The sequence below is a fragment of the Rathayibacter sp. PhB151 genome, from assembly GCF_004366415.1.
Taxonomy (GTDB): Bacteria; Actinomycetota; Actinomycetes; order Actinomycetales; family Microbacteriaceae; genus Rathayibacter; species Rathayibacter festucae.
Map to the genome: position 1 here is coordinate 877,794 of NZ_SOEN01000007.1, position 15,666 is coordinate 893,459.

Sequence of the window (15,666 nt, forward strand, 5' to 3'; positions counted from 1 at the left end):
TTACAGTCGCGGCATGTCCTTCGACCACCGGCACCAGGTCGGCCCCCGTCTGGCCGCCTCGCTCGTGAACGCCCGCTCCAACGACGCGATCGAGCCGCTGCTCCGCGAGCACGGCGTCCGCGAGCCCGCACTGACGTCCTTCGAGGGCGAGGAGCTGCGCGGGTGGGCACAGCGACTGCGCGCCGTCTTCACCGCGACCGACGTGCAGGAGCGCTGCGACGAGGTGAACGAGCTGCTCGCGACGGTGGCGGGGTCGCTCGTCGTCGCGACCCACGACGGCATGCCGCCACACCTGCACCTCGTGCCCGACGACAGCGACGTGGTGACGCGAGTGCGGTCGGTGACGACGGGCGGCCTGGCTTTCTTCCTCTCCTGGGCAGCCGGACGGCGGATGGGCGTCTGCGCGCGGGAGCACTGCGAGCAGGTCTTCGTCGACGAGTCCCGAGCGGGCCGGCAGCGCTACTGCTCCGCGCGATGCGGAAACACCGACGCGGTCGCCCGGCACCGCCGCCGGTAGCAGCACTCGGCGCACCCGCGCCTTTAGGAAGCGCACACCAGGCGTGCCCGATTGCTGCCACTCACCATCGGAACGGCGAAAGGAACCTCGATTGATCTCGGACGGCCATCCGCTCTTGAAGTGGGCACCACGTTGCTGAGAAAGTGCAACATTTTCCCGAGTCGTCCGCCGTGAATAGCCGCGAGCCCTCGCGAGTAGGGTCGCTTTCGTCCCGTCGAGGTCATTGATGAGTTCGATGCATGTGGGACGAGATGAGAGGAACACTGTGGTGAGTCGCACCGAAGAAATTGACACTCTTGCGAAGCTGTTGAAGGACTTCCAGTTCGCGATGCTGTCGACGATCGACCCGGGTCAGAACATCGTCGGTCATCCCATGACCGTGCAGGAGAGTGAGTTCGATGGGGATCTCTGGTTCATCATCGGCCTCGACTCCTCAGCGGTCGAGCATCTGCGAGCGATGAACAGGGTCGGGGTGACCTTCAGCTCGAACGACTCCTGGGTGTCCTTGGCGGGTACCGCGACCGTGGTCGATGACCACGCGAAACTCGAGGACCTCTGGAATTCGCGAGTGGAAGCGTGGTTCCCCGACGGACCGACGGATCCGAACGTGGGCCTCGTCAAGTTCACCGCGGAGAGTGCCGAGTACTGGGACACCCCGGGCGGCAAGGTGTCCGCGCTCGTCTCGTTCGTGAAGTCCAAGGTGACCGGCGAGACGCTGCAGGCGGGCAACGAGAAGATCGACCTCTAAGAACCGCCATCAAGAAACGACACTGAAGGTCGGCTGCGTTCACGCGGCCGACCTTCAGTGTTCCTGGTCTATTCGGTCCACACTCCCGTGGTTGCGGTGGCGTCGGCGTAGTCGCGGAAGTCGCGGGCGGGGCGGCCGAGCACTGAATCGATGTCCTCGGACGTGTGATCGAGCGCTCCGGTGCCGATCTGGTTGTAGAGAGCTGCGAGCATCTGCGCGAATTCCTCGGGCACACCCGTCGCCTGCTGCTCTTCGATGTAGGTGTCGGTGCTGATGGGTTCGTAGCGGATGCTTCGTCCTGTCGCGCGGGAGAGCTCGTCGGCGATGTCGTGGAAGGACAGGCTTCGAGGACCGGTGAGGTCGTAGGAGCGTCCGATCCGCGTCGTCTCGGTGAGTGCGGCCAGGGCGACCTCGGCGATGTCGTCGGCGTCGACGAACGCCTCCCTCCCGGATCCGGCCGGTAGTCGCAGGACGCCCTGACGAACGGAGTCGGTGAGGAAGTCCTCGCTGAAGTTCTGGTTGAACCAGCGAAGACGCAGGACCGTCAGCGCGAGGCCCGCGTCGGTGAACTGCTGTTCCGTGGTCGCGACGACGTCCGTGTCCATTCCGCCGGTCTCGGGGAAGGACACCATGACCGCGGTTCTCACGCCCGCCGCGGAGGCTGCTCGCGCGAAGGAGCGGACCTGATCGACGGTGGAGGCGCTTCCCAGGTCCGGGAGGACGACGTAGACCGCGTCGATGTCTGCGAGCGCGGCCGGCCAGGTCGCGGTGTCGTCCCAGTCGAACGGGGTCGCGGCGTTTCGGGATCCTTCGCGGACGGTGTGGCCTGCTGCGCGCAGCAGTGGCACCAGGCGGCGGCCGGTCTTGCCGGTCGCTCCGGTGACGAGGACTGTCGAGGTGGTCAAGAGGATCTCCTTCGTAGCGTTCGTGAAGTGGTCAGGTCGGAAGGCGCGCGCCTGTCCGTCTCCAGTGGAGGTGGCGCGGCTGTTGGCTGGTCGTTCCGATCGCGGCGGCTCGGGATCAGTGCCCAGAGCGCTGGCAGGAGCAGGCATGCTCCGACGGAGTAGGCGAAGTCCTCGATGGGGGCCAGCCCGAGTCGGAGACCGAGGATCAGATCGGGGTTGTAGTCGACGATTCCTGCGGCGATGAGCACGTTGTCGAACACCGCGGTGTCCACGACGAGCACGACGAGGGCGATGGCGAGAGCTCGCCTGGAGGGGAGCGCTCGTCGACGGTGGATGCAGGCGAGCAGGAGCGCGGCGACGATGGGGAGGAAGAACACGGTGTTGAGTGCGAGATAGGTCATGAGGCGGCTTGTTCGCGTCGCGAGATCCAGCCGAGGACGTTCAGGGTCACGTAGCACATCAGTGCCAGGAAGAAGGGTTCCTCCAGGGGGAGCTCGGGGGCGAGGAGGACACCGGTCATCACTGTCGTGGTGCCGCGGAAGAAGATGCCGAGTCCGATCCCGACGACATCCCAGACGAGGAAGAACGCTATTCCCAGGGCCATGACCCAGGTCGCTTTCGTCGGGTCGCGCCAGAAGGTCAAGGAGTACTTCCGATCGAGCACCACCTGCCCTGCCAGCGAGAACAGCAGCGCGCCGAGAGAGAGCAGACCCATTTCCGTCACCGTCTTTCTCGACTGGCTGTCGCCGTCCGGACGCTCGTCACGGGGTCAGAGTTTCGGAGCTGCTCCCGGTGCGGGCCGGCTCCTGCTGGTGATCGGTGACGACGTCGGACCCTGGGCCGTGACGGCGCAGCAGGACCCCGGTGGTGACGACGCCGAGGGCGAGGACCACGGCGACGACGATCATGACGGCGGTGTAGCCGCCGTCGTACGCCTGTCCCGCTGCCCGCACGAGAGCTTCTCTGATCGCGGGGTTCTGCTCGGCGACGGTCAGAGCGCTGTCGATGCTGTCCCGGGCCGCCCCATCGGCCCCGTCCGGCAGCTGCAGAGTGGTCGTGAAGACGGCGGTCGCCAGGCTCCCCAGGAGGGCGACGGCGGTGAGGTTGCCGAACTCGTAAGAGACCTCCTCGATGGAGGACGCCATTCCCGCGCGACTCGCGGGCACGTTGCCGATGATCGCCGCAGACGCGACCGACATCGTCGCCCCCAGGCCCAGACCCGTCAGGACGAGTCCTGCGACGAAGATCGGCACGGCGGAATCGAACGAGACGACCGCGACGGTGACGCCGAGCAGCGCAGTTCCGAGGCCACCGCTGACCAGGGGCAGCAGGCCGGTGCGGTGGACGAACGCGCCGCCGAGGATCGAGGTCGGCAGCGAACCCGCCGCGATCGCCGCGACCATCAGTCCCGCCTCGAGCGGAGTGAACCCCTCTACGAGCTGGAATCGCTGCGTGGTGACGAGCTGGACGCCGGCGACCGTGAACATCGCGAACCCTGCGGCGAGCGTGCCCGCGAGGAACACCGGGTTGCGGAAGATGCTGAACACCAGGAGCGGATACGGGAGGACGGCCTGGCGTCGCACGAACAGCACCGCGCCGACGATCGCGATGGTCAGGGCGACCACGATCACCCACACGGAGCTGTCGACTTTCGCGGTCTCCTTGATGGTGATGACCAGAGCGACCAGAGCGACCAGCGCCAGCACCGAGGAGAGCAGATCCCACTTCTTCGTCGGATCCGCGTCGTTGTGCGGAGCGAGGAGGACCGTCGCGATGAACGCTGCGATGACGACGGGCACGTTGACCAGGAACACGGACCCCCAGGAGAACTGCGAGAGCAGCAGACCACTGAGAATCGGCCCGAGGGAACTTCCCACGACGGCCATGCTGCCCCACACCCCGATGCCGATGTTCCGCTCTCGCTCGTCCTCGAAGGTCAACCGGATGAGGGCCAGCGTCGCCGGCATCATCGCCGCCGCACCGACGGCGAGAACGGCGCGTGAGGCGATCAGGAACTCCGGAGTCGGAGAGAACGCGGCGGCGAGCGAAGCGGCGCCGAAGACGACCAGACCGATGAGGAACATGCGACGGTGCCCGACACGATCCCCCAGCGTCCCCGCCCCCAGCAGGAGACCGGCCATGACGACCGGGTACGCGTTGATGATCCACAGACTCTCGGAGCTGGTCGCGCCGAGCTCGTCCACCAGCGTCGGGAGCGCGGTGTAGAGGATCGAGTTGTCGAGGCTGATCAACAGCAGCCCTGCCGCCACGGTGGCGAGAACAGCCCAGCGCTCGCGTGAATTCAATGTCCTACCTCGGTTCCTGGAAGCGCGCGCTTCGTCCACAACCTTACCGTACAAAAGGTATAGTTTGAGGTGTGGGTGTGACCGACACGTCACGGAGAGAGCGGAACAGCATGAGAGAGAGCAAGCGCACGCAGATCCTGGATGCCGCTGCGCGCGTCGTTCAGCGCGACGGTGTCGGCAGCGTCACCTATGACACGGTCGCCGCGGAAGCCGGCCTGACCAAGGGCGGCCTCGTCTACCATTTCCCCTCCCGCGAGGCGCTGATCCTCGCCGTGCACCAGCGCCTCGCCGACGAGTGGGAGGCGACCATGGCTGCCGCGATCGACGTCGGCGCCGACGAGGCCACCGAGACGCAGAAGCTGCAGGGTTACGCCCGTGCGGCGACGCAGAGCTCGACCCGTGCGGAGCTGCTGATGATGCTCGAGGGCGCGACGACGGCCGAGCACGCCGCCCCTTGGAACGCGGTTCTCGAGCGGTGGACTCCCGCGCCACCCGCAGCGGACGCCGACGAGCGGACGCTCGAGCGCTTCATCACGCGCCTGGCCGCAGACGGGTTGTGGGCGTACGAATCCCTGGCGGACCGGCCTCTGGACCCCGTCGTTCGCGGCCGCCTCGCGGACCTGCTCGCCGCGCGCTTCACCGACTCCGACACCGGACGGGATGCCTTCGATGAGTGACCCCGCTCGCCTCCCCTGGATCAGCCGCATCTTCATCATCGCCGCGATCCTGGAGGCGTTCACCTGGGCGGGCCTGCTCGTGGGCATGCTCCTGAAGTACGTCACCAAGACCACCGACGTCGGAGTCAGCATCTTCGGCGCCCTGCACGGCGGCATATTCCTCGTCTACGCGGCCGTCGCCATCATCACCGCGATCACCCTGCGATGGACCTGGCGGCTTACCGCCATCGCCCTGATCGCCGCTGTTCCCCCGCTCGTGACCATCCCGCTGGAGCTGGCGCTTCGGCGAACCGGACGTTTCGCTCCGCGAGCAACTCCGCAGGCGAGCAGCACGAACACCCCGCAGGTCACCTCTCGAGAGGACCACCGGAGCATCCGATGACCAACGCCGGCCCCCCGCAACACAGCCCCTACCTCCCCTTCGACCCGACCGTCGCTCTCTACAGCAGCTCGCTGGGCAGCTTCACCCCGTACGAGTTCAGCGACTTCCGCACCGAGGAGGAGTCCTGGAAGCGCACCGCCTACCTCCATGCAGGCCTGAACCCGCCGATGCCCCACCGCCTCACCGGACCTGACGCTCTCCGCCTGCTCCGGGACGCGTGCATCAACGACTTCACCCGCTTCTCGATCGGCGCGTCCAAGCAGGCCGTGCTCTGCAACACCGCCGGCCGGATCATGGCCGACGGCACCGTTCTGCGAGTGGGCGAGCAGGAGTACATCAGCTACTTCCTCACGCCCTACCTCGACTACCTCATTGCCTCCGGCCGCTACGACGTCACCGGCACCGACCTCACCGGACAGGTGTTCCTCCACCAAGTCGGCGGGCCCCGCTCCCTCGACGTCATCGAAGCCGCGACCGGCGAGGACTTCTCCGACCTGCCCTTCATCTGGCACCGACCCGCGACCATCCCCCACCCCGAAACCGGCGTCCTCCTGCAGGTTCGGATCTACCGGCTGGGCGTCGCCGGCACTCTCGCCTACGAGGTGCACGGCGACGCCTCGGATGCCCCAGCCGTCTACCAGGCGCTCCACGACGCCGGCCGCCCGCTCGGGATCGTGAAGCTCGGGCTGCGCGCCTACGGGATGAACCACACCGAGAACGGATTCGCCCAGTCGTTCCTCCACTTCCTCCCGGCCTGGACCGATGACCCCGACTTCCTCGACTGGATGGGCGTCACCGCGAACACCGCCTTCTCCTCACTTCCCGGCAGCGCCGGCACCGACCCGTCCAAGCGGTACGCGACTCCCCTCGAGCTCGGCTGGGGTCACCTCATTACCTACGACCACGACTTCACCGGCCGGGCCGCCCTCGAGAACACATCAGCGCAGCGCACACCCGTCACCCTCATCTGGAACCCGGACGACGTCACCGACGTCTTCGCCTCCCAGTTCCGGTCGGGCCACGAGCATCCCTTCATGGACCTTGCAGCGAACCCGATCTGGACCGGAGACAACAGCGTCGTCCACACCGACGACGTGCTCTTCGACGGCGAGCTCGTCGGGACCAGCAGCGGCCGCATCTTCAGCAGCAGCTACCACTCGATGATCTCCCTCGCCCTCCTCGACGTCCGCCACACCACCCTCGGAACTCAGCTCGACATCGTGTGGGGCGACCCAGGCACGCGACAGAAGCAGATCCGCGCAACCGTCGCCCGCTACCCAATGCTCGACCTCCCCCGCAACAAGGACATCGACACCACCGGCTGAGAAGCGTTCCGATCAGCCGTCCCTCTACGGAACGGTCCTACGCCGGCCGGTTACGACCGCAGAGCTCACCGACTCAGCCAGGCGATGATCCGGTCAGCTGTGCGTCGCGCGCTCGGCAGCGTCGGGTCATCGAGGTGCCCGTGCACGGTCCCCGGCTCCACGACCGATTCCACGTCGACGCCGGCGGAGGCGAGTTCTGTGGCGAAGGCTTCTCCGGAGGCGCGGACGGTGTCGATGTCGCAGTCGATGATCAGCGTCGGCGGGAGTCCGGTGAGGTCGTGTCCGCCGGGGAAGGCGTAGGGGTCGTGGAGGACGTCGGGCGCGTTGCCGACGTAGTTGAGGGTGATGAGGTCGACCACGTCAGGGGTGAGCGGTATCCCCGCGGTCGGTGGCATCTGCTCGAGTCGGGTGGCGAGCTCGGGAGAGGCTTCGGGGAGGGAGTGGTGCAGGAGGGGGCAGACGAGGACGAGGCGTGAGGGTGCGGTGGCGCCCTGGTCGCGCAGGCGCACGGCTGCTCCGGCGGTGAGTGCGCCGCCGGCGCTGGCGCCGCCGAGCGCCCAGCCCTGAGGGCTGAGGGGGCGCAGCGCGTCGTCGGCCCAGGCGAGGACGGTGTCGACTTCGTGACTGGCCACGGGGAAGTGCGACTCGCCTCGTCCGGGCTCGGCGCCGAGGTCGAGCGCCCATTGCGGGACGGGGGCGAGGCGGTAGTCGACGGCGACGACGGCGACGCCGGCTTCGGCGAGCCGGGCGGCTGTGGTGTCGCTCTCGGCAGTGTCGAGGCCCCCGTAGACGAACGCTCCGCCGTGGCACCACACGAGTCCGATCGGCTCGGGGAGGGGCGTCGTGGGGAGGTACAGGCGTACGGGGATGTCGCCGTGCGGGCCGGGGATGCTGCGCTCCTCGGTCTGGAAGGCGGGTTCGGCGGTGCCGTGGGTGGTGGTCGCGGTCTGGTGGTCGGCGGTCATCGGGTGGCCGCCTCGTCGCGGGTGCCGAAGTGCAGGAGCTGCTCCTCGACGGCGAATTCACTGCGGCTGCGGTGGCGGAAGGTGAACCAGAGCAGGGTGACGGAGAGCGCGGTGATCACGGCGAGCCCGGCGTAGAAGAGCTGTCCGTTCGCGAGGAGCAGCGAGGGGGTCACGACCTGCACGAGGACGGGGATCAGTCGGGCGATGGCCATGATCGTGCCCTGCGCGGTGCTGCGCAGCTGGGTCGGGAAGGACTCCTGCATCCAGACTTTCAGGATCGTCTCGAACGCGAAGCACATGCCGATATTGCTCAGCAGGGTCCCGGCGATGAGGGTGGGCAGGCTGAAGCCGAGGATCGCGACGAGGGCGTAGCCGGCGGTCATCATCACGGCGCCGACGGCGAAGTAGGTCATTCGCCAGCGGGTGTCGACGACGCGCATGAACCAGAGCGTCGCGCCGATCGCGAGGACAGAGATTCCCAGGAGCACGGCCGAGAACAGGGCGACGTCGACGCCGGCGAGGTTGACGGCGATGAAGGCGCCGAAGCCGCCCAGGGTGCCGGCGCCGATCGCGAGCAGTGAGTAGGAGACGGCGAGGACCAGGAACGGGACGAGGTAGGAGCCGCGGAAGAGGTCGCGGACGCGGGTGCGGTCGGCGGTGATCGTGCTGATGCCGCGGGTCTGCAGCCAGAGGGTGGACTCGGGGATCAGCAGGCGCAGGATCAGCACGATGACGGCGATGACGGCGATCTGGCCGAACAGGATCTGCCCCGCGATGAGGCCGAGGTTGCCGACGGCGGTCGAGATCGCGAGGGTGACCAGGATTCCTGCGGTCCAGAGCACGTGCGAGAAGACGACTGCGCCGCCGCGGTTGCGCTCGGTGGCGGCTTCGGAGATGGTCGCGAGCGAGACGGGGAGGTCCGCTCCGATTCCGGTGCCCATGATGATGATTCCGGCGATGAGCAGCGGGAAGGATGCGCCGAAGGTCAGCATTGTCGCGCCGACGATGATCAGGACCATCGTGACGGTGAAGACGCGGCGGCGCCCGAACCGGTCGCCGAGCCTGCCGCCGATCGCGGAGCCGAGTCCGACGAACAGGGTCAGCGCGGCGATGAGGACGCCGAACTGGTCGGCCGTGATACCGAGCTCGGTCTGGAAGATCGCGAGCGCGAGGCCGGTGGACACGAGTCCTGCGGCGTCGAGGTAGGAGGCGAGGCCGCAGACGACCGCGACGAATTTCAGGGACGGCTCGCGGCGAGCCGGCTTTGCTGGCATGGGATCTCCTTTGATCGGGGGTGTCGGGGAGGGGTTAGCGGAGTCGGTCGGTGAGGTAGGCCTCGGCGATGCTGAGGTGTCCCTGGCTGCCGAGGGAGTTCTTCGCGAACTGCGGGTAGGCGTGGTTCGCGAGCGGGATCGGCACGGTCGTCACGTCCACTCCGAGGGCGCGGGCGGAGTCCGCCCAGGCGAACTGATCGGCAGGATCGATCAGGTCATCGCGCATCGGGGTCATCACGAGGGTCTGCGGGACGGCGGCTGAGAGGTAGGTGGCGGCGTTCACCGCGGCGTACCGCTCCGGGAACTCCTCGGGCGTGCCGCCGGTGTAGCTGGTCGCGAAGTCGCGGGTGCTGATCCCGGCGACGTCGAAGGTGTTCTCGTAGACGCTGGTCACGTCCACCGCGGGGAAGTCGGCGACGATCACGGCCGGCACCGGGACGGTGCCGCCGCACGAGGACACCGCGGTGCCCTGCGCTGCGGCGCTGGCGACGTTGATGACGAGGTTGCCGCCGGCGCTCTCGCCCCAGAACACAAGGCGGTCGAGGTCCGCGCCGAGAGCAGCCGCGTTCGACTGGATCCACGTAGCGGCGCAGGCGACCTCCGAGGGCGCGGACTGCCACGTCGCGTTCTCCGCCGTGGCGAGTTCGTACTCGACGGACACGACGAGGTAGCCGTGATCGGCGAGGGTGCGCAGCTCGGAGCTCAGCGTGTCGGGCTCCCCGGAGATCCAGCCGCCGCCGTGCACGAACATGATCGTCGGAGCCGCGCCGGTATCGGCGGAGGGTTCGTAGAGGGACAGGGACAGGTCCTCCCCCGAGCTCGACGTCGTGTACGCCTCGGTCCGGTCGGGGGTTGCTGCGCCCATCGCCGAGAGCCCGAACGTCGCCGTCGCGACGTTCACCGTGCCTCCGGCGGAGGCGACGGCGGCGACCATGACCACGACAGCGGTGATGTGGGTTGCGGCGCCGATCCCACCGAGAACCGCCGCCGCGGCGCCGGTGCGCCGAAGGCCTCGGCGGAAGGCGAGGACCCCGACGACGAGGGCGATGACGCCCAGCAGCGCCAGCACCGGGGCGATCGTCGGCGCCAGCAGCGCCGCTGCCATGCTCAGCAGCCCGACCCCCGGGACCAGCGTCGCGAGGCCGACCACAGCAGCCGCCACACCCAGCAGGAGCGCGAGAACAAGAACCACCGACCAGAGCGCTTTCGCGAGCCCTCCTCGACCGTGATCCGGTGTTGTTCTCGTCGCTTCGGCCATCTGTCGTCGTTCCTCCAGGTCGTCGGCACCTCGAAGGAGCGTGGTGACCGATTCGGTCAACTGTAGATCGAATCGGTCAAAGCTGTAAAGTGGGGCCGTGGGCCGCATCCGGATGACGAAAAACGAGATCGACGTCGAGATCCTCGACGTCGCCGCCGGCCTGCTCGCCAGCCAGGGGATCAAAGGCACCTCGATGCAAACCCTCGCGGCCGCGACCGGCTACTCGAAGGCCGCGATGTTCGCCCGCTTCGAGTCCAAGGAGCACCTGATCAGCCGCGCTATCAGCCAGTGCGTCGCGCTGGGTGAACGGGCCCTCGCCGCCGTCGACTCTGTGGAGGAAGGGCCCGAGAGGGACCGCCGAGCCGTCGAGGAGCTGGCCGCGATCGGGCTCGAGCGTCCCGGGTTCATGGCGCTCGTCATCGCCGCGGTCACGACCATCCACGATCAGACCCTCGACGCGCTCCTGCTCCCCATCGGCGACTCCCTCTTCCGGATGTTCGGACTGCCCACCCCGCCCGCGCCGATGAACGTCGACCGCGGTCTCGCCGTCGCGGCGACCCTCGGCGGCCTCTCAGTCCTCGTCCTCAACTACCGCGCCTTCACGGACGAGGCGACCGCCCGCGCCAGGATCGCGCAGATCGCCGGCGCGCCTCTCGGCGTCCACTCGGCAACCTTTTGAAGCTGCCGCGTTCTTTTGCGATGACCACTCCCCCCTGCCGGACACCTGCAAAGGGCTAGGGTCAGTAGGGCCAGCCCGAACCCCGCTGGCGGGGACAGGTCGCTGGCTTTCCGCTGGCGGCCTGTCGTCAATCGAGCAGGTTGAATCCCAAACACTGCCTGACTGGGACGTAGCCTCGTCGCTTTGGCACCTCGGACTCATTCTGCCTTGAATGTCATTCTCCGCGCGTGTTAGCGGCCTGCAACGATCGTTGGATGCAGCAGATGACTCATGCTTCTGCGACGTTCACAGTGACCGATGACCTGCGAGTGATCGGAATGGACGAGGACGTTAGGCGGAGGAGTCGCCGGTGCTTGAGGTCGCGCGGTCGAGTTCGGCCTCGGTGAGAATGACCAGCCCGCGATCGTTGTGGGAGGTCTCGAGCATGGCGACGACCCACGCCTTGTTGATGACGGGGGGCCGGCTGCCGGAGAAGCGGAACTGCAGAGGAATCGACGGCGCGATCCACAGCGAGGCACGTCCGGAGCCCTGCTCGACGCCGATCGGCCAGGAAAGCAGGAAGCTTTCCTGCCGACGGAGTTTCGCGGTCAAGGCGAGTTTCACGTGCGCGAGTGTGCGGTCGTCCATCTCGTAGACGGTCCCGGGTCCGTCGATCAGCTGTCCCACGCCTGCAGTTCTCCACATGCCGTACTCGACGGATGCCGACGGGTCAGCGAGGTCGCCCGCCGACACCCCGCTCCGTAACGTGGTAGTGCCGGCTCACGTTGCGACGCCCCGGCATGAACGGGGAACCATGCTGCAAGTCACGATGGCGGACAAGACCTATCTCCTCGCTGCGGAGGCGACGATGGAGCAGACGAAACAGGCTGTTCTCGACGCCGTTCGCGCCGCACCCGCCTTCCTCTCCCTGCGCACGGTTCTGGACGCTCAGGTCGAAGTGCTGGTCACGCCAGCGAGCACGGTGGTCCTCGAGCAGCACGACGACGCCCCACTGCTGCCCGCGACTTCACGTGATGGTTTCGCTGAGAACGAGTACGAAGACTTGTACGGGCTGGACTACGTCTAGGCGGGCGCCTCAAGCCGTCACTCACGTCTAGGCACTCCGTCCCGATGACTGCGCCAAGAACCTCGTCGAACTCGTAAGGCGTCGCATGCAGCCGGCACGTCCGTCCTGGAGCGAGGAAATGACCGACATTCCGCCGCTCGATTTTCTTGACTTCGCGGATGCCACGGACCTCGAGTCGGCGCAGCAAGATCCCTTCGGCTGACGAGCGCAGCGAACAGCGACACCGAGGACGCCGGACCCGAAGAACGGCGGCGTGAGGCGGGGCAGCTGCCCCCTGGGCGCGTCCTCTCGCCTTCGTTGGCGGCGCGCTCGTTGTCCTCGTCCGCGACTGACAGGAACCACCGCCCGCCCGCCGATCGCTACTCGGGCCGGCATTCAGCATGGGTGCTGACCTGATTCGTCCCCTGAGTGGGGGTGTCGCGCATACTCGCCATGAGGAGAGCGGAGCAGGTCGCTCTGTCACGATGACCGAATGCTCACTCGCCGGTCGGGTCAGCGGTGACCGACGACGACGCCGCTGAGCTCTGCGCTCTCATCTCGCGCGTCGCGGACGGCGATCATCGCGCTTTTGCGCGGTTCTACGACCTCACCATCAGAGATGTACTCACGGTCGTCGTTTCTGTCCTGCGCGATCGCTCTCTCGCACAGGAGGTGACTCAAGAGGTCTACCGCGAGGTGTGGCGTCAGGCGCGGCGCCTCGACCCTGCTCGAGCTCCGCACCACCTGCTGCGGCAGATGGCGAAACGGCGCGCGATCGATCGCATCCGTTCGGTGCAGTCCGATCGCGTACGTGATCACGAGTACGCCCTGCGAAGCCAGGAGTCGCCGTACGACCAGCCGGCGGAGAACAGCGAGATCCGCCTCTCCTATGCCCCGGTCGCGGAGGCGATCCGGCAACTCCCCCGCATCCATCACGACGTCCTCTTCCTCGCCTACGTCCGCGGATACAGCCACACCCAAATCGCGGAAGAACTGCAGCTCCCCCTCGGCACAGTCAAATCGCGCCTGCGCGACACCCTCCACCGGTTGCGCCGCCAGAATCCCGGCCACGGCGACGGCCCCTGCGTGCCGTGCCGTCCACACACAACGGGCGGAGCCTAGGGGCGTGCTCGTGTTCGAGGAACCACCCAAGACCTCTTCGTCGCGGGGAGGTCCGGGGACCGTAGGTTCCTGGCATGGCCGGTTCTGACCGCGAGGTGCGTCTCGCTGAGGTGTTCGTCGCTCTCGCGCGATCGCTCGAGCCCGACCACGACGTCATCGACACGATGGACGTCCTCGTCCAGGCCGCGACGCTGTTCACGTCCGCCGCGGACGCGGGCATCGTCCTCGCCGACGAGAACGGGACGCTGCACGTGCTCGCGTCCACGAGCGAGCGGGCGGCCGACGTCGAGGAGGAGCAGCTCGGCGTTCGGGAGGGACCGTGCCTGGAGTCCTTCCGCACCGGCGAGCCCGTCGATCTCCCGGACCTCGCGGACACGGAGCAGTGGCCGGCATTCACCCGCGTCGCCCTGGAACAAGGCTTCCGCTCCGCGCATGCCACTCCCCTGCGCCTGGGCAGCCGCACGCTCGGCGCCCTGAATGTCTTCTCCGAGAGCAGCGGGTCCCTCAGCGACGGAGAGATCGCCCTCCTGCAGGCGTTCACCGACGTCGCGGCCCTCGCGCTCGTGCACAGCGAGAACCTCCGGCAGCAGAACGACCTCGCCGCCCAGCTGCGGCACGCCCTCGACTCGCGCGCGCTCATCGAGCAGGCCAAGGGCGTCATCGCCGAGCGCAACAGCATCAGCATCGACCGCGCCTTCACCCTCATCCGCACTCACGCCCGCGAGAACAGCACGCGGCTGCACGACGTCGCCCACCGCATCGTCACCACCACGACCAGCCTCTGACCCTCGATCCGGCCCGGCCGATACCGGCTGGCCCCTCGTCAGCCGTCGCGCCCGCTCGGTCGCGTCAGTGACCGAAGGAGCGCAACCCCCTCGCTCCACCGCCGGGCTCGACGTAGCGTCTATTACCCCGCATCCCGGTCCCTGGTGTCGGAACACTTCTCGTGCTCGGACTAGAGGATCTGATGAACACCTTTTTCTACGCCGGTATCGCCGCCCTCATCGAGGACGCGACCGCCACTGCCGTCATGGACTACTCCAGCGCTCTCGCCCGGCAGGGGCGGGTCGACACCGTCACGCTCCTGGATCACGCCTCGCCGGCGGAGCAGGCCCACGTGCTCGTGACACTCGGCGCAGGAGTTCCCCTTGCCGTGCGAAGCGCAGCGGATTCCTCGCTGGCCACGACGAGTGAGGATCTTCGGCAGCGTCTGGATGCTCTGCGCGCACCGGCCGTCGCGCCGTCGGACACCGATCCCCGGATCATCGACGATCGGGACGTTGACTTCTCCTGGCCCGACATCGAGCCCACGGTCACGAGTTACTCCGGCGATTGAACCGTGGTCGATAGCGACCGGAGCCGCAGGGATACGCGAGTCAGACGGTCTCGTCCTCGTCGTGGTTCTGGGCGTCGTAGTCGTTGGTGATGATCGTGAGCGCCGTGTACGGGGTGATGAGGATCTGAGCCGTGTTCGCCCGACCCTCCCCGTAGTTGACGGTGAGCCACTGCGGGGTCGAAGCAGCAAGAGCCGCGTCGACCTCCGCACGAAACTCCTCGACAGTGCGATTGCTCACGGTGTGCGCGACACCGTTGTAGATCAGGTCGATGCGCTTCACAGATGCTCACCGTGGGAGGCCGGGCGGACGGAGTCCGTGGGCTCGGCCGTGACGTAGAGGCCGCCAGCGGAGTTCGCGAGATCGGTCAGCGCGCCGATCCACGCCGGGTTGATACGGGGCATCCGCCCGCCAAAGTACTTGTAGCGCAGGGCGTGGGAGGGGTGGAGCCAGATGGCGCTGCGGCCGTCGCCCATGCTGTGGTCGTCGCGCCAGCTGAGCAGGAACGATTCGTTGCGGCGCAGCTTCGCCGTGATCACGATCTGCAGGTGCGCGAGCACGCGATCCTCGAAGTCGATTTCGGTCGATCCGTCGTAGAACAGCTTTCCCATCGGCGTCTCCAGCCCTCATCATCGGCGGCAGGCGCGCCTTCCCACTGCATCTTCCCGTTCGGTCCAGTGACCATTTCGGGGGAAAGAGAATCGCCGGAACTCCTGGTAGCGACTCGTGTGCACCACGGTAGTTGCAGTGGCCCGCAGTCGCCATCACCCGCCTTGGACCAGCCCTGCATGGGCAGGCAAGCCCTACTTGCGCGCGGACTGCTCGGCAGCGATTGACCGTCGAGCGGCTTCCGCCTGATGGCGATAGAGCGTTGCCCGGCTCCACCCGACGAGACGAGCAGCGTCCTCTGCGGTGCGGCCGCGTCCGCGTGCGTCCGCAGCGATGGCCAGCTTCTCGGCTACCACCACCGGGTCCGACAGAGCCCGCGCCCGTCCGCGCGGACCTCGACCGCGTCCGCACCACCCGCTGACCGTCACCACTGACGGGAGGAGCATCCCGACACGAAGCCCCGTCAAAGCACCGCCACGAAAGAATGGCGAAATGATCGACGTCGACCTCGCACTGAGCC

The 15,666-nt window shown here is 67.6% G+C and carries 20 protein-coding genes and 1 pseudogene; 10 read left to right on the forward strand and 11 right to left on the reverse strand.

The features are described 5' to 3' along the window. Positions 1-13 precede the first annotated feature (13 nt). Both EDF35_RS11580 and EDF35_RS11585 read left to right on the forward strand, forming a co-directional pair. Positions 14-517 (forward strand): CGNR zinc finger domain-containing protein, encoded by a 504-nt coding sequence (locus tag EDF35_RS11580; RefSeq protein ID WP_133962440.1) that lies wholly within the window; start codon positions 14-16, stop codon positions 515-517. A gap of 268 nt (positions 518-785) precedes the next feature. Beyond that, positions 786-1,265, forward strand: a complete 480-nt coding sequence (locus tag EDF35_RS11585; RefSeq protein ID WP_243839940.1) for a pyridoxamine 5'-phosphate oxidase family protein — start codon at positions 786-788, stop codon at positions 1,263-1,265. A 68-nt stretch (positions 1,266-1,333) separates the two neighbouring features. Here EDF35_RS11585 and EDF35_RS11590 read toward each other — a convergent pair whose 3' ends face one another. From EDF35_RS11590 to EDF35_RS11605, 4 genes are read right to left on the reverse strand one after another with little or no spacing between them, the layout of a single operon-like run. Next, positions 1,334-2,170, reverse strand: coding sequence for an NmrA family NAD(P)-binding protein (locus EDF35_RS11590; RefSeq protein ID WP_133962441.1), 837 nt, complete (start codon positions 2,168-2,170; stop codon positions 1,334-1,336). Next, complete coding sequence (locus EDF35_RS11595) at positions 2,167-2,571, reverse strand: lycopene cyclase domain-containing protein (protein ID WP_133962442.1); 405 nt, start codon at positions 2,569-2,571, stop codon at positions 2,167-2,169. The genes EDF35_RS11590 and EDF35_RS11595 overlap by 4 nt, the downstream gene beginning before the upstream one ends. Continuing rightward, complete coding sequence (locus EDF35_RS11600; RefSeq protein ID WP_123704836.1) at positions 2,568-2,885, reverse strand: lycopene cyclase domain-containing protein; 318 nt, start codon at positions 2,883-2,885, stop codon at positions 2,568-2,570. Before EDF35_RS11600 ends, EDF35_RS11595 begins: the two co-directional genes overlap by 4 nt. A 46-nt stretch (positions 2,886-2,931) precedes the next feature. Continuing rightward, on the reverse strand, positions 2,932-4,476 hold the full coding sequence (locus tag EDF35_RS11605) for an MFS transporter (RefSeq protein ID WP_133962443.1): 1,545 nt from the start codon (positions 4,474-4,476) through the stop codon (positions 2,932-2,934). 71 nt (positions 4,477-4,547) lie between these two features. On the opposite strand from EDF35_RS11605, the gene EDF35_RS11610 reads away from it, so the two are divergent. From EDF35_RS11610 to EDF35_RS11620, 3 genes are read left to right on the forward strand one after another with little or no spacing between them, the layout of a single operon-like run. Next, on the forward strand, positions 4,548-5,153 hold the full coding sequence (locus tag EDF35_RS11610; RefSeq protein WP_243839941.1) for a TetR/AcrR family transcriptional regulator: 606 nt from the start codon (positions 4,548-4,550) through the stop codon (positions 5,151-5,153). Continuing rightward, the gene (locus EDF35_RS11615) at positions 5,146-5,535 is read left to right on the forward strand and encodes a DUF3817 domain-containing protein (protein ID WP_166674089.1); all 390 of its coding nucleotides are present in this window, start codon (positions 5,146-5,148) and stop codon (positions 5,533-5,535) included. The genes EDF35_RS11610 and EDF35_RS11615 overlap by 8 nt, the downstream gene beginning before the upstream one ends. Beyond that, positions 5,532-6,860 (forward strand): aminomethyltransferase family protein, encoded by a 1,329-nt coding sequence (locus tag EDF35_RS11620; RefSeq protein WP_133962444.1) that lies wholly within the window; start codon positions 5,532-5,534, stop codon positions 6,858-6,860. Before EDF35_RS11615 ends, EDF35_RS11620 begins: the two co-directional genes overlap by 4 nt. A 65-nt stretch (positions 6,861-6,925) precedes the next feature. Here EDF35_RS11620 and EDF35_RS11625 read toward each other — a convergent pair whose 3' ends face one another. Genes EDF35_RS11625 through EDF35_RS11635 form a run of 3 tightly spaced genes read right to left on the reverse strand, consistent with a single transcriptional unit; the run spans position 6,926 to position 10,291 of the window. Continuing rightward, complete coding sequence (locus EDF35_RS11625) at positions 6,926-7,825, reverse strand: alpha/beta hydrolase fold domain-containing protein (protein WP_133962445.1); 900 nt, start codon at positions 7,823-7,825, stop codon at positions 6,926-6,928. Continuing rightward, complete coding sequence (locus EDF35_RS11630; RefSeq protein WP_133962446.1) at positions 7,822-9,099, reverse strand: MFS transporter; 1,278 nt, start codon at positions 9,097-9,099, stop codon at positions 7,822-7,824. Before EDF35_RS11630 ends, EDF35_RS11625 begins: the two co-directional genes overlap by 4 nt. A 34-nt stretch (positions 9,100-9,133) precedes the next feature. Beyond that, complete coding sequence (locus EDF35_RS11635) at positions 9,134-10,291, reverse strand: alpha/beta hydrolase (protein WP_133962447.1); 1,158 nt, start codon at positions 10,289-10,291, stop codon at positions 9,134-9,136. 178 nt (positions 10,292-10,469) lie between these two features. Between EDF35_RS11635 and EDF35_RS11640 the strand changes: the two genes are divergently transcribed. Then, on the forward strand, positions 10,470-11,036 hold the full coding sequence (locus EDF35_RS11640) for a TetR/AcrR family transcriptional regulator (RefSeq protein WP_133962448.1): 567 nt from the start codon (positions 10,470-10,472) through the stop codon (positions 11,034-11,036). 330 nt (positions 11,037-11,366) lie between these two features. On the opposite strand, the gene EDF35_RS11645 is transcribed toward EDF35_RS11640, so the two are convergent. Next, the gene (locus tag EDF35_RS11645; protein ID WP_123704082.1) at positions 11,367-11,702 is read right to left on the reverse strand and encodes a hypothetical protein; all 336 of its coding nucleotides are present in this window, start codon (positions 11,700-11,702) and stop codon (positions 11,367-11,369) included. Between the two features lie 127 nt (positions 11,703-11,829). On the opposite strand from EDF35_RS11645, the gene EDF35_RS11650 reads away from it, so the two are divergent. The 4 genes from EDF35_RS11650 to EDF35_RS11665 all read left to right on the forward strand — a co-directional run bounded on the left by EDF35_RS11650 (position 11,830) and on the right by EDF35_RS11665 (position 14,539). Continuing rightward, positions 11,830-12,102: a hypothetical protein gene (locus EDF35_RS11650; protein WP_123704084.1), complete on the forward strand. Its 273-nt coding sequence runs from the start codon at positions 11,830-11,832 to the stop codon at positions 12,100-12,102. A 498-nt stretch (positions 12,103-12,600) separates the two neighbouring features. Continuing rightward, on the forward strand, positions 12,601-13,203 hold the full coding sequence (locus EDF35_RS11655; RefSeq protein ID WP_133962450.1) for a sigma-70 family RNA polymerase sigma factor: 603 nt from the start codon (positions 12,601-12,603) through the stop codon (positions 13,201-13,203). Positions 13,204-13,277: 74 nt separating this feature from the next. After that, positions 13,278-13,988, forward strand: coding sequence for a GAF and ANTAR domain-containing protein (locus EDF35_RS11660; protein WP_133962451.1), 711 nt, complete (start codon positions 13,278-13,280; stop codon positions 13,986-13,988). A 182-nt stretch (positions 13,989-14,170) separates the two neighbouring features. After that, positions 14,171-14,539, forward strand: coding sequence for a hypothetical protein (locus EDF35_RS11665; RefSeq protein ID WP_133962452.1), 369 nt, complete (start codon positions 14,171-14,173; stop codon positions 14,537-14,539). Positions 14,540-14,579: 40 nt separating this feature from the next. Here EDF35_RS11665 and EDF35_RS11670 read toward each other — a convergent pair whose 3' ends face one another. The 3 genes and pseudogenes from EDF35_RS11670 to EDF35_RS21245 all read right to left on the reverse strand — a co-directional run. Then, the gene (locus EDF35_RS11670; RefSeq protein ID WP_123704092.1) at positions 14,580-14,819 is read right to left on the reverse strand and encodes a hypothetical protein; all 240 of its coding nucleotides are present in this window, start codon (positions 14,817-14,819) and stop codon (positions 14,580-14,582) included. Next, positions 14,816-15,148, reverse strand: a complete 333-nt coding sequence (locus EDF35_RS11675) for an ATP-dependent DNA ligase (protein ID WP_123704094.1) — start codon at positions 15,146-15,148, stop codon at positions 14,816-14,818. Before EDF35_RS11675 ends, EDF35_RS11670 begins: the two co-directional genes overlap by 4 nt. A 192-nt stretch (positions 15,149-15,340) precedes the next feature. Beyond that, positions 15,341-15,514 (reverse strand): annotated as a pseudogene (locus EDF35_RS21245) (recombinase family protein); the annotation flags it as partial. Positions 15,515-15,666 lie beyond the last annotated feature (152 nt).

Excerpts from the sequence above, each read along its gene's own strand:
- EDF35_RS11580 (WP_133962440.1), top strand. The coding sequence starts at position 14 with ATGTCCTTCGACCACCGGCACCAGGTCGGCCCCCGTCTGGCCGCCTCG.
- EDF35_RS11595 (WP_133962442.1), bottom strand. The coding sequence starts at position 2,571 with ATGACCTATCTCGCACTCAACACCGTGTTCTTCCTCCCCATCGTCGCC.
- EDF35_RS11600 (WP_123704836.1), bottom strand. The coding sequence starts at position 2,885 with ATGGGTCTGCTCTCTCTCGGCGCGCTGCTGTTCTCGCTGGCAGGGCAG.
- EDF35_RS11615 (WP_166674089.1), top strand. The coding sequence starts at position 5,146 with ATGAGTGACCCCGCTCGCCTCCCCTGGATCAGCCGCATCTTCATCATC.
- EDF35_RS11620 (WP_133962444.1), top strand. The coding sequence starts at position 5,532 with ATGACCAACGCCGGCCCCCCGCAACACAGCCCCTACCTCCCCTTCGAC.
- EDF35_RS11625 (WP_133962445.1), bottom strand. The coding sequence starts at position 7,825 with ATGACCGCCGACCACCAGACCGCGACCACCACCCACGGCACCGCCGAA.
- EDF35_RS11630 (WP_133962446.1), bottom strand. The coding sequence starts at position 9,099 with ATGCCAGCAAAGCCGGCTCGCCGCGAGCCGTCCCTGAAATTCGTCGCG.
- EDF35_RS11640 (WP_133962448.1), top strand. The coding sequence starts at position 10,470 with ATGACGAAAAACGAGATCGACGTCGAGATCCTCGACGTCGCCGCCGGC.
- EDF35_RS11650 (WP_123704084.1), top strand. The coding sequence starts at position 11,830 with ATGCTGCAAGTCACGATGGCGGACAAGACCTATCTCCTCGCTGCGGAG.
- EDF35_RS11660 (WP_133962451.1), top strand. The coding sequence starts at position 13,278 with ATGGCCGGTTCTGACCGCGAGGTGCGTCTCGCTGAGGTGTTCGTCGCT.
- EDF35_RS11665 (WP_133962452.1), top strand. The coding sequence starts at position 14,171 with ATGAACACCTTTTTCTACGCCGGTATCGCCGCCCTCATCGAGGACGCG.
- EDF35_RS11675 (WP_123704094.1), bottom strand. The coding sequence starts at position 15,148 with ATGGGAAAGCTGTTCTACGACGGATCGACCGAAATCGACTTCGAGGAT.